This is a genomic window from Lacrimispora struthionigena (assembly GCF_048627165.1).
In the GTDB taxonomy this organism is placed as follows: Bacteria; Bacillota; Clostridia; order Lachnospirales; family Lachnospiraceae; genus Lacrimispora.
In genome coordinates this window covers 2008089-2023758 of sequence record NZ_JBMBWP010000002.1, presented here as the reverse complement: position 1 = coordinate 2023758, position 15670 = coordinate 2008089, and the positions used below count along the sequence as shown (strand labels likewise).

At 42.8% G+C, this 15670-nt stretch carries 12 protein-coding genes; 11 read left to right on the top strand and 1 reads right to left on the bottom strand.

Going from position 1 to position 15670, the window contains the following annotated elements; translation table 11 throughout:
- Nucleotides 1-97 precede the first annotated feature (97 nt).
- From ACOAOT_RS18445 to ACOAOT_RS18415, 7 genes are all read left to right on the top strand, one after another.
- Nucleotides 98-1762 carry a PucR family transcriptional regulator gene (locus ACOAOT_RS18445; RefSeq protein ID WP_420218306.1) on the top strand — a complete coding sequence of 555 codons (1665 nt, stop codon included), beginning with the start codon at nucleotides 98-100 and terminating at the stop codon, nucleotides 1760-1762.
- A 167-nt stretch (nucleotides 1763-1929) separates the two neighbouring features.
- Nucleotides 1930-2826, top strand: a complete 897-nt coding sequence (locus ACOAOT_RS18440; RefSeq protein WP_420219451.1) for a sulfide/dihydroorotate dehydrogenase-like FAD/NAD-binding protein — start codon at nucleotides 1930-1932, stop codon at nucleotides 2824-2826.
- Nucleotides 2819-4207, top strand: coding sequence for an NADPH-dependent glutamate synthase (gene gltA / locus ACOAOT_RS18435; RefSeq protein ID WP_420218305.1), 1389 nt, complete (start codon nucleotides 2819-2821; stop codon nucleotides 4205-4207). Before ACOAOT_RS18440 ends, gltA begins: the two co-directional genes overlap by 8 nt.
- 291 nt (nucleotides 4208-4498) lie before the next feature.
- Nucleotides 4499-5542: a LacI family DNA-binding transcriptional regulator gene (locus ACOAOT_RS18430; protein ID WP_420218304.1), complete on the top strand. Its 1044-nt coding sequence runs from the start codon at nucleotides 4499-4501 to the stop codon at nucleotides 5540-5542.
- Between the two features lie 66 nt (nucleotides 5543-5608).
- The gene (locus ACOAOT_RS18425; protein ID WP_420218303.1) at nucleotides 5609-6571 is read left to right on the top strand and encodes an ABC transporter permease; all 963 of its coding nucleotides are present in this window, start codon (nucleotides 5609-5611) and stop codon (nucleotides 6569-6571) included.
- A 10-nt stretch (nucleotides 6572-6581) separates the two neighbouring features.
- Nucleotides 6582-7481: a carbohydrate ABC transporter permease gene (locus ACOAOT_RS18420; RefSeq protein ID WP_420218302.1), complete on the top strand. Its 900-nt coding sequence runs from the start codon at nucleotides 6582-6584 to the stop codon at nucleotides 7479-7481.
- A gap of 62 nt (nucleotides 7482-7543) precedes the next feature.
- Nucleotides 7544-9133, top strand: a complete 1590-nt coding sequence (locus ACOAOT_RS18415) for an extracellular solute-binding protein (RefSeq protein WP_420218301.1) — start codon at nucleotides 7544-7546, stop codon at nucleotides 9131-9133.
- Between the two features lie 71 nt (nucleotides 9134-9204).
- On the opposite strand, the gene ACOAOT_RS18410 is transcribed toward ACOAOT_RS18415, so the two are convergent.
- Nucleotides 9205-10254, bottom strand: coding sequence for an AraC family transcriptional regulator (locus ACOAOT_RS18410; RefSeq protein ID WP_420218300.1), 1050 nt, complete (start codon nucleotides 10252-10254; stop codon nucleotides 9205-9207).
- A gap of 137 nt (nucleotides 10255-10391) precedes the next feature.
- On the opposite strand from ACOAOT_RS18410, the gene ACOAOT_RS18405 reads away from it, so the two are divergent.
- From ACOAOT_RS18405 to ACOAOT_RS18390, 4 genes are read left to right on the top strand one after another with little or no spacing between them, the layout of a single operon-like run.
- On the top strand, nucleotides 10392-11432 hold the full coding sequence (locus tag ACOAOT_RS18405) for a substrate-binding domain-containing protein (RefSeq protein ID WP_420218299.1): 1041 nt from the start codon (nucleotides 10392-10394) through the stop codon (nucleotides 11430-11432).
- Nucleotides 11422-12936 carry a sensor histidine kinase gene (locus ACOAOT_RS18400; RefSeq protein WP_420218298.1) on the top strand — a complete coding sequence of 505 codons (1515 nt, stop codon included), beginning with the start codon at nucleotides 11422-11424 and terminating at the stop codon, nucleotides 12934-12936. Before ACOAOT_RS18405 ends, ACOAOT_RS18400 begins: the two co-directional genes overlap by 11 nt.
- Entirely contained in the window at nucleotides 12911-14497 is a 1587-nt protein-coding gene (locus tag ACOAOT_RS18395) for a response regulator transcription factor (protein WP_420218297.1), read from the top strand. Before ACOAOT_RS18400 ends, ACOAOT_RS18395 begins: the two co-directional genes overlap by 26 nt.
- Before the next feature lie 4 nt (nucleotides 14498-14501).
- A complete protein-coding gene (locus ACOAOT_RS18390) occupies nucleotides 14502-15554 on the top strand; it encodes a substrate-binding domain-containing protein (protein ID WP_420218296.1) in 1053 nt (350 codons plus the stop codon).
- The last annotated feature ends 116 nt before the right edge of the window (nucleotides 15555-15670 follow it).

Here is a 15670-nt window from a genome sequence, read left to right as displayed (position 1 = left end):
AGCCCGGCCTTTCTTGCATGAACTACCAGTTACTGCAGCATTATGTTATACTGATAAAGGAGAAAAAATAATAAGAAGGGGCTGTGCAAAGAAGGAAATGAAATTTACAGTAGAAGAATTTCTCAAAACGGAGAACTTGGGAAAAATGACTCTGATTTGCGGAGAGAGTGGCTTACGGAAGGAAATTAAGGGCGCGACAATCATTGAGGCACCGGATATTGTTAAGTTTATTAATGGAGGAGAACTGCTGCTGACTGGTTTATATGCATTTAACTCCTGTACCATTGAAGAATTTAAATTCTATATTTCCGAACTTGAGAAGAAGAATGTCAGCGGACTGATTTTAAAAAAGAGAAAACTGGTGGAAGGAGTGGAAAGTAAGATTGTCCTTTTACGGGAATACGCAGAAAACTTTGGGATTCCATTGATCGAAGTCTCTTTTGAAGTCTCGTTCCAGACCATAATGTCACTGGTAATGGAACGGCTTTTTAATGAGGAAGTGACAAAATTAAAGTATTATAAAACCACTCATGATAATTTTATGGCGTTATCCCTTTCCAATAGCTATAAGAAGAATCCGGTAGGGGACATTCTCGATATGTTAAATAAGCTGATCCGCAATCCCATTGCTCTTTATAATCAGGATATGTCCTGTTATGCGGCAACTGGCGGAGAGGAATATGAATTTGAATTATCCCCTAAGGCAGCTGAGTTTGATCCGGGTATTTTCTCCAATTACGAGTATACCAGGCAGGAGGGGGAATACCCCTGTTATGTTGTCAGAATGAATTTGAATGTGGGAATACAGATGTATCTTGTTATAACGGAAAAATACGATAAATTTAATATGATGGACTGCATTGCGGTGGAAAATGCCATTGTTGCCCTTCAATATGAATTCTCAAGAAAGTTTGCCGTCTCAAAACTGGAGAAAAAATACCAGCATGACTTATTAAATAATATTCTCAACGGAAAAGTCACCTCTGCGGATGAACTGAAAAAGAATGCCAGCCTCCTTGGTATGGACCCCAATGGACATTATCGTGTGATTGTCTTTGGAGTCACCTATGAAGGAAGCACCCAGAAGAAAATGAATGAAAAGCTCCAGCAGATCAACTGGCTGGAAGATGTGGTAAGACAGAGACTGACTGATGTAAAAGTACATACCGATATGGACAAAGTGGTTGCCATAAAAACTGCCAATCCCAACCGGACCCAGGCCGAGTACCGCAAAGATTTAAAAGAGATGTGGAGTAAGGTTCAGGCAGGAATGGCACAGCATAACAAAAAGCTTGTGGTAAAGGCAGGTGCAGGCAAGATCGTGGAGGGAATCATGCAGCTGGAGGGGTCATATAAGGAAGCTGCAGATGCATTTTCCTTTATTGACATTGCAGCGGATATCTCCTATGAGGGGAACGCCTATATCATGATGTTTTCCGATCTGGGAATCTTTAAGCTCCTTTGTCAGGTAGACGATCCGGCGCTTTTAATGGAATATGTTCCAGAATCCCTTCAAAAGCTGTTTAACTATAAAAAGCCCCAGCAGGAGGATCTTATTATAACGCTGAAGACTTATTTAAACTACAATCAGAATCTTTCCAAGACGGCTCAGGACTTATACGTTCACTATAAAACAGCTGCTTACCGGATTGGAAAAATTGCTAAAATAACAGGGATTGATTTTGATAATGCCAACGAAAGGCTGGCGGTGAGAATCGGTCTTGTCGTTTACAGAATGATTGAAAACTATAACAAGAAATAGACTTTAAGCGGTTTATCCAGGTTGGATAAACCGTTTTTCCTTTTTTGTCATCATGCTCCGATGCAAAGTGTTAATAAATTATCTATACTGGTTATGATATAAATAATCCAGTAAGAATATAACGATTATTATGGGAAAAAGCGGGTCACAAAAGAAGGGAGAAGATGATGTATCGAATATTAAAAGCACAAAAGCTGGCAGATAAAATAGTTCTTATGGATGTGTATGCGCCGCGCATTGCAGCCAATTGCCAGCCAGGACAGTTTGTAATTGTAAAGATGGGAGAGAATGGTGAGAGAATCCCGCTTACGATCTGTGATTATAACAGGGTGGAAGGAACAATTACCATTGTATTCCAGGAAGTAGGAGTTTCCACCGTAAAGATGGCAGATTTAAAAGAAAATGACAGTTTTCGTGATTTTGCAGGACCTTTAGGAAATCCTTCTGATTTAGTCCATGAAGATCTGGAAGAATTAAAACATAAAAATCTCCTTTTTGTTGCGGGAGGTGTAGGTGCTGCACCGGTTTACCCCCAGGTAAAGTGGCTGCATGAGAATGGAATTGAGGCAGACGTTATCATCGGAGCAAAGACAAAGGATATGCTTATTCTGGAAGATGAGCTTAAAAAGGTCTCTGGTAATCTGTATGTGACAACCGATGATGGTTCTTACGGACGAACCGGTCTTGTGACTAATGTTATAGAGGACTTAATCCAGAACCAGGGAAAGAAGTATGATGCCTGTATAACAATTGGGCCCATGATTATGATGAAGTTTGTATGCCTGCTGACCAGAAAGTATGATTTAAAAACAGTTGTCAGCATGAATCCCGTTATGGTGGACGGCACAGGAATGTGCGGTGCATGCCGTCTTATGGTGGGAAATCAGGTTAAATTTGCCTGTATTGACGGACCGGAATTTGATGGGCATCTGGTGGATTTTGACCAGGCAATCAAAAGGAGCCAGATGTATAAAACAGAGGAAGGCCGTGTCATGTTAAAACAACAGGAAGGAAACACACATCACGGCGGCTGCGGGAACTGCGAGGAGAGTACAAATGGCTGATATGTTAAAGAAAGTACCTGTCAGAGAACAGGAAGCAAAGGTACGTGTTACAAATTTTGAAGAAGTCTGTGAAGGATATAATCAGGAAGAAGCGGTGAGGGAAGCGTCCAGATGTTTCGGCTGTAAAAATGCAAAATGTATTGATGGCTGTCCTGTAGCAATTGATATTCCCGGATTTATTAAAGAGATTCAGGAAGGTAATATAGAAGAAGCATATAAGGTAATCAGCAAATCTTCAGCCCTGCCTGCAGTCTGCGGGCGTGTCTGCCCCCAGGAAACCCAGTGCGAAGGAAAATGTATTCGTGGAATTAAGGGGGAGCCTGTTTCCATTGGTAAGTTAGAACGGTTTGCAGCAGATTATGCCTTAGAACATGATATCAGGCCAGAATCTTCCAAGGAGAAGAACGGACATAAGGTGGCTGTGATCGGCTCCGGCCCCTCCGGTCTTACTTGTGCAGGAGATCTGGCAAAGCAGGGATATGATGTAACGGTTTTTGAGGCACTTCATGAATTAGGAGGAGTGCTTGTCTACGGAATACCGGAGTTCCGTCTTCCAAAAGAGAAAGTCGTAGCAAAAGAAATAGAAAAGGTAAAAGAACTGGGTGTAAAATTCGAGACCAACGTGGTCATTGGAAAATCAACGACTATAGATCAGCTGTTTGAAGATGAGGGATTTGAAGCTGTTTACATAGGTTCCGGCGCCGGACTTCCCATGTTTATGGGAATTCCCGGAGAAAATGCAAACGGTGTTTTCTCCGCCAATGAATATTTAACAAGAGCCAACCTAATGAAAGCATTTGATGAAAATTATGACACCCCTATATTTGCCGGAACAAACGTTGCTGTAGTAGGCGGTGGCAATGTTGCCATGGATGCAGCCAGAGTAGCAGCAAGGCTTGGAGCCTGCGTACATGTTGTTTACAGAAGAAGTGAGGCAGAGCTTCCAGCCAGAGCGGAGGAAGTTCATCATGCCAGGGAAGAAGGCATTATCTTTGACCTTCTAACCAATCCCAAAGAGATACTTGTGGATGAGAACGGCTATGTAAAAGGCATGAAGGTGGTTAAGATGCAGCTTGGAGAACCAGATGCATCAGGAAGAAGACGACCGGAGGAAATACCGGGATCGGAGTATGAAATAAAAACAGATACAGTGATCATGTCTCTGGGTACCTCTCCCAATCCGTTAATTTCTTCCACTACAAAAGGTCTGGATATTAATCGGTGGAAATGTATTATTGCTGATGAAGAAAACGGACAGACCACAAAAGAGGGTGTGTTTGCAGGCGGTGATGCCGTTACAGGAGCCGCAACTGTTATTCTGGCAATGGGAGCAGGAAAGGCCGGTGCAAAAGGGATTGACGAATATTTAAAGAATAAATAAAGTTCAGTGCTTCAATCATGATGGATTGCAGACTCTGCTAAAGGGCAGGTTTCCAAATATCATTTTTGAAGCACTGTTTTTTACAATAACTTGTCGGAATTGGTAACTTTATCATCTCAGTTGCAGAGTTACGTAATTATAATATTGCACAAATAAAAATATAATAAAGGTATCTGATTGATACTATTACACAAAACACTTTGAAAATTGTGGTGGACTGATTCTGAAATTTACGAGAAACCGGTTTCACACAATAAACCTGGCAGGAGTACAGCAGAAAGCGGAACTGATATGGAGAGAGACAAGGTAAGCATCTATCGAATTGCTAAGGAGGCGGGAGTATCTCCTGCCACAGTATCCAGGGTTTTAACCCAGAAAGCCAATGTAAGCGACGAGAAGAAGAAAAAAGTGGAGAAGCTTATTTCCAAATACCACTTCAGTCCCAATGCAATGGCAAGGGGGCTTACAAGCAGCCGGTCCGGAATTATAGGGGTTCTCATACCGGATATCCGCAATCCGTTTTATGCGGGTCTGGCGGTGGAATGTGAGCAGGCGGCACATGATAGGGATTACAGTCTGATGCTCAGTAATTATATGAACGATATGGAGTTGGAGGAGCAGCGCCTCTATAAAATGATCAGTCAGCAGATTGATGCCTTAATCATTATGGGAGGCAGAGTTGATGAACTGATTACTGATGAAGTATACGCAGAACGCATCAATCATATCAGCAATTTAATGCCTGTGGTGATCACTGGAAAGCTGGATGGCAGTGATTGTTATCAGGTAAACTTAGATGACATTGCATCCATGGATCGGATCATGGAATATCTAATCACCAACGGGCATCGTGATATCTGCATGATTGGAGGCAGGAAAGAGGTAGATTCCACTTATACAAAGAGGACTCGCTACCGCAGTATGCTGCACAGGCACGGAATTGAATTTTGTCCGGACTATCTTGTGGAAACCGGTGATTATTCCATGGAATCAGGATACAGGGGCATGAACAGCCTGATTGAGAGTACCAGAAAGCTGCCAAGCGCAGTGATTGCAATTAATGATTTAACCGCACTTGGAATAATACAGTCATTAAGAGAGCATTCCATTGGTATTCCTGAGGATATCTCACTGGTCAGCTTTGACAATACAATCCTTGCTGAAACCAGTGTTCCCCGTCTGACCAGCATGGACTACAATTATGACCAGTATGGGAAAACTCTGATTGATACAGCCCTTGCCGTTTTAGAGGGGGGAAAGCCCCAAAAGATTCAGATCATACCTACAGAACTGATCATAAGAGACTCATGCCGGAATTTAAATAAAGGCACTTAAATTTACCCTTTGTTTGAAACCGGTTTCATGAATAATAATTACAACAGGAACAGGGAGGATATGAGGTTGAAAGCAAAAGGAAAAAAACAGGGAGTGCAGGCATTGCCGCATAGAAAACCAATAGGGAGAGTAATCAGAGATAATCGGATCTTAATCCTTATGTGCCTTCCGGCGGTGTTATTTTTCATAGTATTCTTTTATTGTCCATTGCCGGGCGTATACATAGCATTTACCAATTATAATTTCCGGGACGGAATTTTCGGCAGTCCGTTTGTTGGATTTAAAAATTTTGAATTTCTAATTAAATCCGGTCAGTTATGGGCACTTACAAGAAATACAGTTCTTTACAATCTGGCATTTATACTCTTGGGAAATGTCCTGCAGATCATACTTGCTATTATGGTAAATGAAATCCGGTGCAGTTGGTTTAAGAAGGTATCACAGACAATCATGTTTCTGCCATATTTTATTTCAGCAGTTCTGATCGGAGTTCTGGCATTTAACATTTTAAACTATGATACAGGCGCTTTAAATACGCTGATTCGCTCGGCGGGGGCAAATCCGGTAAAAATATACAGTATGGCAGGGATATGGCCATTTATTATTATTCTGTGTAATATCTGGCAGCAGACCGGTTACGGTTCTATTGTATATTTTGCCGCCATCTGTGGGATTGATTCCCAGATTATAGAGGCAGCAGAAGTAGACGGTGCCACCAGCTGGCAGAGAATCCGTTATATTATTTTGCCCAGCTTAAAGCCAACGTTTATTATCCTGATGCTGTTTGCACTTGGTGGTATTATGAAGGGGAATTTCGGACTGTTTTACAATCTGATCGGTCCGGCCAACTCCCAGCTTTTCCCCAATACGGATATCATTGAGACCTTTGTATTCCGGACAATGATGAATCAGAACAATTTCGCCACCTCTTCTGCAGTAGGACTATACCAGTCTGTTTTCGGGTTTATTCTGGTTATGTTCAGCAACTGGGTGGTGAGAAAGATTGATCCTGATTATGCATTATTCTAGGAGGCAGATTATGAAAAAGAACGGTGTAAAGATGACTGCCAGTACGGCTGTTGTCAGAATAATATCCTATATTTGTGTTTTGTTTTTCTCCTTAATGTGCCTGATGCCATTTTTACTCATGATATCAGCTTCCTTCAGTGATGAAGGGATCATCACAAGGGAGGGGTTCGGGTTATTGCCAAAGGGCTTCAGTCTGGCAGCCTATGGCTGGGTTTTTCGATATCCCAAAGTTATTCTTGGTTCTTATGGTGTCACAATTACAATGACTGTTTTCGGAACAATCTTAGGTCTTTTCCTTATCGCCATGACAGGATATGCCTTGCAAAGACAGGATTTTCCATTTCGAAATGCTCTTTCCTTTTTTATTTATTTTACGACCCTGTTCTCTGCGGGGATGGCGCCTACTTATATCTGGGTTTCCCGCTATCTGAATTTAAAGGGGAGCTACATGGCGGTATTTCTACAGCTTTTAATGACGCCCTGGCTGATTATTCTTATGAAGAATTTTGCCAGATCCGTACCCTATGAAATTACAGAATCCGGAAAGATGGACGGAGCGGATGATTTTAAAATATTTATCACGCTCATTCTTCCCATGTTAAAGCCTGCACTTGCAACAGTGGGACTGTTCCTGGCACTGGGCTACTGGAATGAATGGTATAACTCCATGCTGTATCTTGGCTCCGCGGTGACTTATAAGCCTCTGCAGTATTATCTGTACAGCATTATCAATACTGCAGCACAGCTTAAGAGTTCCATGGCAGGGGCGGCAATCACGATTACAGATCTGCCAAGTAACACATTAAAGATGGCGACTGCTGTTGTGGCGACAGGACCAATTATATTCCTGTATCCGTTTGTTCAGAGATACTTTATTTCAGGTATTACCATTGGAGCTGTGAAAGGCTGAGTATACTGCTGCATGCCAAACGGTATGTGTGGTAATAAAAAAATATTTAAGGGAGGTAAAATATGAGGAAACATGCAGTTAAGAAAATTACTGCAGCTCTATTGGCAGGGGCTATGGTTATGAGCCTTGCTGGTTGCGGAGGTAAACAAAAAGCCACTGCTGTCGGAGCGGATGGTAAAGTTGATACATCCAAACACGAGGTGATCAACATGCTGGTATTAGGTGATAAGCCCAGCAATGGACGGTGTGAAGCCATGCTTGAGAAACTCAATGCAGTACTGAAGGAAAAAGTAAATGCAGAGCTTAAGCTGACGTATGTGGAATGGGCTGACTGGCAGACACAATATAATGTTCAGCTTTTAAGCGGAGATAAGAGTCTGGATATTATTACAACTGCTACAGACTGGCTTTATGCATGGGAAAACACCCAGAAGGGTGCATTTATGCCCCTCTCTGAGGATCTTTTAAAAGTGTATGCTCCAAAGACATACGAACAGGTTTCTTCCATGGATGACTGGAAATATTGCAAATACCAGGATCAGATCTATTTTATACCGGAAGATCATTATACCCAGTATACCAACCATGGCTTGTTTTACCGCGGCGACTGGGCAAAAGAATCAGGAATTGAGAATGGTGATATCAAAGAATTTGAGCAGATCGGAACTTATTTCCAGTGGATCAAGGATCATAAGGAGGGAGTAATTCCGTGGGATATAGGCGGAAAGATTAATCCCGGTGGTTTACTGGGTGGATATCTGAACTCAAAAACAGATAATATTGTAATTCCAAGTGTAAATGTAGGCAATTATGAGTTCTGGATGGGAGTTTCCAAGGATGATCCATTTACCGTAACCTCTCCCTATATGGAAAGTGATACAATCTATGATGCGGCAGAGCTGATGAAGAAGTGGAATGATGCAGGATTCTGGAGAGAAGATGTCCTTAACTATGATGGTGATTGCAGGGAGGCAATGTATGCTGGTACTTCCGGAGCCGATGAACATCATTCCCAGACTTACTATTCCAAGATCAGACCAAGTATGGACCGGAAGCAGCCAGGATCTGATGCCAAAATGTACTGGTGGGGAACAGAAAATAACAATGTCTCCAAGCCATTAAAAACACACGGTGCAGCGGCAATCAGTGCCAATTCCCAGCATCCCGAGCGTGCACTTATGGTATATGATCTGCTTCGTAATGATGAGACATGTTACAGGCTGATTAACTATGGTATCGAAGGAGTCGATTATACGATTACATCCGATGGAAAACTGGATCATCCGGAGGGCTGGGATAAGAGTAAAGATTCTTTGGATTCCAATTACTGGTGCGGTAGAAATGATGATTTAGAATTGCAGGACGTTCAGTGGTGGGATGGAACCAAGGGTATGATTGATATGTATAATACCTTTGCGTATGATAATCCTTACACAGGACTGGTTGTAGATAAGAATTCAGTAGAAGCGGAAATGTCTGCAATGGCAAGTGTACTTTCAGAGTACATTCCCCAGCTGGCATATGGTAAATACCCGGATCCAAAGAAAGCAGTAGATGAAATGAGAGAAAAGCTGAAAGAAGCTGGTTATGATAAGGTAAAAGAATCCATTCAGCAGAACATGGATACTTACAAAGCAGCGTTAGGAAAATAATAGTATGAGAACAGGGACCGAAAAAGAAACCCGTCAGGGTATGTTTCTTTTCCGGTCCCTTAATCAAGTGCTTATGTATGGCTCCTTCGCAGAACAGAGGGGGTTGCACCGTATTTTTCAGTAAATATCTTATAGAAATAACCCTTGTTACGGTAACCAACTGTTTCGATTATATCATCAATGCTTTTTTGAGTGTGAAACAGCATATGCTCCGCGGCAGACAGGCGGATCTGTTGTACATAACCGGAATAAGTTAACCCTGTTTTATCCTTAATCAGCCTGTTAAAATAATCTTCCTGAAAGTGAAATGTATTTACCAGGTCCCGTATGGTTACGGTCGCATAATGCTCTTTTATATAATCCGAAATTTCTTCAAACATAAACCAGTTCATTGTTCTTCTCTGTTCACTGGAAAGAGAAAATTCATACCGCGTGCTCAGCAGCAAAAATATGCGTATTAACATCCCTTTGCAGATATAACGGGAACCTGGATCGTTTAATTCCAGCTCATTTAAAAGAGAAATCAGATGGGACTCCATCTGAGCAGTAACAGTTCCTATGGGCTTAAAGTGAAGATATTGCTTTAAGCTTTTTTGCTTTAGCAGAGCAGATTGGAGAAAGGAAATCATCTTCTTTGCCGATATATGTTCAACCATGATTTCATCGAAAATGTCATTGGAGAGACCGAGAAACAGGATCATGGCAGGCTGATCAAGGAGGAAGTCCTGGTGAATACAATTTTTATCGATCAGATATAAATCCCCTTTTGTAAAAGTGATATCCCTGCCAAGTATTCTCTGAGTAAATTTCCCCTCAACAATATAAGCCAGCTCAAGGTAGTCGTGGGTATGGAGCTGCGTTTTGTCTCCGTGTTGAAATGATCCATGATAACAAAACGATAAGGGGGAGGGCTTCATTGTAGAAAGAAGCTGTCCTCCCTCTGTAAAATTCCAGCACACCAGAAATAATTTGTCATTGTTAATAAAAGGATAAGTTTTTACTTCCTGTTCTGATTTTGAGTATTCAGGACAAACAAGTCTCTTTCCAATTGCGTGCTCACTGGGCAGGTGTGAAGCTGCTCCCTCTGTGAACTGTTTACAAAGCTCCAGTAAAGAAGACATGTGGGAATCCCGCCTTTCCATTTAACTACTGTCATTATACAAAAAATGCTACTCCATTGCAAATTTATCCTACTTTTGTTTTCCTATGTATTCTAGTATAATGAAATAAAACAGTTAAATGACTTGGAGGGGAGTCTATGCAAAACGGAAAAAAGGGTCTGCTTTTTTTAATGCTTGCCGGGTTATCCGGAATCGTGTTTCTTACACTCTTAACCTCCTCTTTTTATGGATATGTGCTCAAGAAGATCGGGGTGGAGCATGCGGAAAACACGGTTACATACCGGTATCATTACGTGATGATCATTGACAATTTAGATTCCCAGTTCTGGAATGACGTATACCAGAGTGTGAAAGAAGAAGCGGCACAATACGATGCATATGTAGAACTGAAGGGGAAAAACCAGTCATCGGAGTATTCCACCCTGGATTTTATGGATATGAGTATCGCTGCCAAAGTGGATGGGATTTTACTTGAATTTACCGGAGAACAAATGCTGGAGGAACGGATCAATGAAGCGGCCAGGAACGGGATTCCGGTGGTAACTATTCTAAATGATGCTCCTAATACGGAGCGGAAAAGCTATGTAGGGATCAATTCCTATCAGCTTGGGCAGGAATACGGCAATCAGATCTTAAAAATCCTGCCTAACCACGATGGGATTACGCGGGTTATGATGCTGCTCCACGATAATTCCATAGACAGCAATCAGGCTCAGATCTTTAATCAGATTAACAACCGTATGGTTACTACCAAAGAAAATGCAGACAGAATTAAAGTGGAAGAAATCAGGATTCCATCCGGTAGAGCCTTTGAATCAGAAGAGATTGTCCGCAACCTTTTTCAGAATGCACAGGGGCCGCCGGATGTGATTGTGTGCATGGATGAGGTGGATACGGAAGCGGTTTACCAGGCGGTGATTGATTATAACAGAGTGGGAAAAACCCAGGTGATTGGCTATTACAAATCAAAAGCAGCGTTAGAGGCAGTGGAGAAGGGAACCATGGCAATGACTCTCTGCATTGATACCAGTCAGATGGGCAAATACAGCGTACAGGCTCTGACAGAATCCATAAAGGATGGGCGGACCAATTCCTTTTACAGTGTAGATCTCCAGTTTGTGACAGAGGAACAGGTTCCGGAATACAAGAGGCAGGAGCGAAAAGCCCATGAAAAATAAGCCAAATTCAATCTGGGAGAATTTACCCATCACCAGAAAGCTCTTTCTGGAAATAGCGGTAACAGCAGTGGTCCTCTTTGCCAGTAATCTGTTTATCTATGCCCAGATCAATCAGATGGTGGAGCGGATGAATTCCGTTTATATGAGCAATGTGAATCTAAACGAATTATCCGATGCGCTGACCAATGTTCAGAACTTTATGTACAAATACTTACAGGTAAAAGACTCCGAGTCACTAACAGATTATTACCGCGCAGAACAGGATTACAGGAAGCTTTTAGATGGACTGAATGTTCTGGTAACGGACAACCCCGTACAGCTTCTGGAGAAAAATATCCGGAATATGTCTGACAGCTATCTGGCGGTTACAGATGAAACGGTACAGGCAAAGCGGGGACAGAATGTAGAAAAGTACAAAAGCTCCTATGAATCCGCATTAAAGCTTTACCAGTTCATAAACCACGATATTGCTGTTCTCAACAGTAGACAGTTTAAGAACAACTCCGCCAGCTATCAGACTCTTCAGGCTGCGCTCCAGTACTTAGAGGTGATCAGCTCTGTTATACTGGTCATTGTTATGATTATCAGCCTCACTGTCATGATGATGATGACCAGGGACATCGTTACCCCTCTCACCAGTCTGGCACATACGGCAAAGCTGGTTGGACAGGGGAATTTCCATGTAAAAGTACCTTATATCCGTTCGGGGGATGAACTTGGGATTGTAACGAAGACTTTTAACCAAATGGTGGACAGTTTGGCCGATTATGTGAATAAAATTAAAGAGAGTGCAGAAAAAGAGCAGGAGATGAAGGAACGGGAGCTTTTAATGGAAAATCATTTAAAGGAAGCCCGTTTACGATATCTCCAGTCCCAGATTAATCCTCATTTTCTCTTTAATTCGCTCAATGCAGGCGTACAGCTGGCAATGATGGAGGATGCAGAGAAAACCTCAGTATTCATGGAAAAAATGGCAGATTTCTTTCGTTACAATGTGAAAAAAGGTGCGGAAGATGCTACCATCCGGGAAGAGGTGGGTACGGTTGAAAACTATATCTACATTTTAAATGTCCGGTTTGCAGGTGATATTCACTATGAATCAAGCCTGGAGGAAGATGCTTTGGACTATTCCATGCCCAGCATGACCCTGCAGCCGCTGGTAGAGAATGCAGTAACACACGGAATCCGGAATATCAGCTGGCCGGGAAATATCCGTCTCTCTGTGAAAAATCAGGAGGACGCCATAGAAATCCGCATTGATGATAATGGAAAGGGAATTGAGAAAGAAAAATTAAAGCGGATACAGGAAGGCGTAAGAATCCAGGAAGATACGGCATCTACCGGAATTGGTATTTACAATGTGATTTCCCGTCTGGAGCTTTATTATAATAGAAAGGAACTGTTTTCTATTGTCAGTGAAGGGGAGGATCAGGGGACTTCAGTAATTTTACGGATTCCTAAAAAGGGGGAAGAGATACATGTTTCGGATACTGGTAGCAGATGATGAAGGGATTATGCTGGAATCCATACGGAGTATTATTGAATCAAACTTCAAAAGTGAGTGTGAGATCGTCTGCGTAAAAACAGGAAGAGCGGTAATTGAACAGGCGGGTCAATTCCGCCCGGATATTGCTTTTGTAGACATTCAGATGCCTGGATTAAGCGGAATCCAGGCAATCAGGGAGATACGTAAATTCAACCAGACCATGGTATTTATCATTATGACAGCCTTTGATAAGTTTTCTTACGCCCAAGAAGCGGTGAATCTTGGCGTGATGGAATTCATTATGAAGCCGGTAAATAAGAAGAAAATTCTCGATGTCTGCGTAAAGGCCATGCATCAGGTTGAGGAGGCAAGGCAGAAGATCAGTGATGATCTAAAGATTAGAGAACGTCTGGAAATTGTCGTTCCCATGATCGAAAGCGGGTTTATTTACACCATACTTCAGGAAGATTCAGACCCCTTTCACAGCGGGTACCCGGAAATGCTAGATATCCGAAAGCCCTATGGTTTCATCGTGGTTTTGGAATTTGGAGACAGCATGGAAGGGGGAACCATGACCAATGCCATCGGAGTGGGGGTGAAGGTCAATAAATATTACAACATGGTACGGGAGATTCTTAAGGACTATTTTGAATGCGTCATCGGTCCTGCCATGGGAAACAGACTGGTTTTATTTCTTTCCTTCGATCAGGAAAAGATGCAGTATGAAAAGCGGGTGGAAGTGATCACAAGGACCAGGAACATGATTCATAAGCTGGAAAACAGCATGGACATTAAGTGCAGGGGCGGAATCGGATCTGTAAAACCTCTGGCCGAAATCCGTCATTCCTATACGGAGGCCTTAAAATCCTTAAGAGAAAGTGACAGCCATGTGGTGCATATAACCGATATTCCGGCAGTAGCGGAATACGATGGGGAATATCCTCTTGATCTGGAGAATCAGTACCTGCAAAGAGGCATGAAAGCAGACCGGGAGGGTGCGTTATCCTGTGCCAATGAATTTTTTGACTGGATGCTGGTACATGACGGTGATATGAGATCCAACATTGAAATCAAGGTTCTGGAACTGGTGATGAGACTGGAGCGGAGGGCTTTTGAAGCCGGGAATGTCCGCTACGGATTCCGTTACCGGGAAAACTATATGGCAGAGTTAAAGGAAGCAGCTGATGGAGAAGGGGTGCGGCGCTGGTTCTTAAGTAAAACCAGGGATATCTGCGATAAGATCAGTACCTCCAGGGAGCGGGAATTTGAAAATGTGGTATCAAGGGTCAAGGGGTATATAGACGAGAATTACGCCAGGGACATTTCTCTTGACGACGTATCACGAATGGTGGACATCAGCCCCTATTATTTCAGCAAGCTGTTCAAACAGGAGGTAGGGGAGAATTTCATAGAATATGTGACCAGGAACAGAATCAAAAACGCCAGAAGGCTGCTGGAGGATCCCAGATACAGCATTAAAGAGATCTGCGTGATGTCCGGCTACAGTGATCCCAATTATTTCAGCAGGATATTTAAGAAATATGAAGGGATGACACCAACCGAATACAGGGAGAGGTAAGGTTATGAAAATGTGGGGCGGGAGGTTATTACTGATGGGATTAGCCTGTTGTATTCTGATGTCAGGGTGCAGACAGGCAAAGGTTGAGACTGCAGAGCAGGAACAGGAAAAGGCGGGGGAGAGGCCTTTGCAGATCGGTCTGAGCATTGATTCATTTGTCATTGAGCGGTGGATCAGAGACCGGGATGTCTTCGTTTCTGCTGCAAAAGAAATGGGTGCGGAAGTCAATGTACAAAATGCCAACGGTGATGTGAATGAACAGATCGAGCAGATCCAGTATTTTATTAAGAAGCAGATGGATGTCATTGTGGTGGTGGCAGGTGACTGCGAGGCTCTGTCAGATGTGATGAAGAAAGCAAAGGCGGCAGGAATAAAAACCATGAGCTATGACCGCCTGGTTTTAAATGCAAACAGTGATATGTACATCTCCTTTGACAACAAGGGCGTGGGGAGCCTGATGGCAGAAAATCTGGTTCAGAACATACCTGAGGGTGGAAAAGTCATCATGATTCAGGGACCGGAATCCGATCATAATGTGGCAATGATCCGTGAGGGCTTCAATTCTGTTTTAGAAGGTAAAAATTTAGATGTGGTCTATCAGAACAATTGTGAGGGATGGCTTGCAGAGCACGCCTACGATTATGCCAAAGAGGCACTTGAAAAATATCCCGATGTGAAGGGAATCATGTGCGGAAATGACGATCTGGCCACTCAGGTTTTCAAAGTGCTGTCCGAAGACCGGCTGGCAGGGAAGGTGTGTCTTGTTGGTCAGGACGGCGATTTGATGGCCTGCCAGCGGATTGTGGAGGGCACCCAGAATATGACTGCTTTTAAATCGGTGGAAGAGGAAGCCAGGCTGGCGGCAGAGTATGCGGTCATGCTGGGGAAGGGGGAGCCCCTAAAAGGAATCGACCAGACCATAAACGACGGAACCTATGATGTGCCGTATCTGGAGCTAAATCCTGTTGCAGTGACTCGGGAAAACATGGATTCTGTCATCATTCAGGGCGGTTTTCATGCCAGGGAAGATGTATATTTAAATGTCATACAGCAGTAGCATTTTTTTGCCAGTTAAAAAAGTCCTGTTCACACAGGGCTTTTTTTATGTGGATGAATCCGTGCTAACGGTTAGCAAACAAGTCCTGATTCTTCCATGCTAAAATATGCATATCA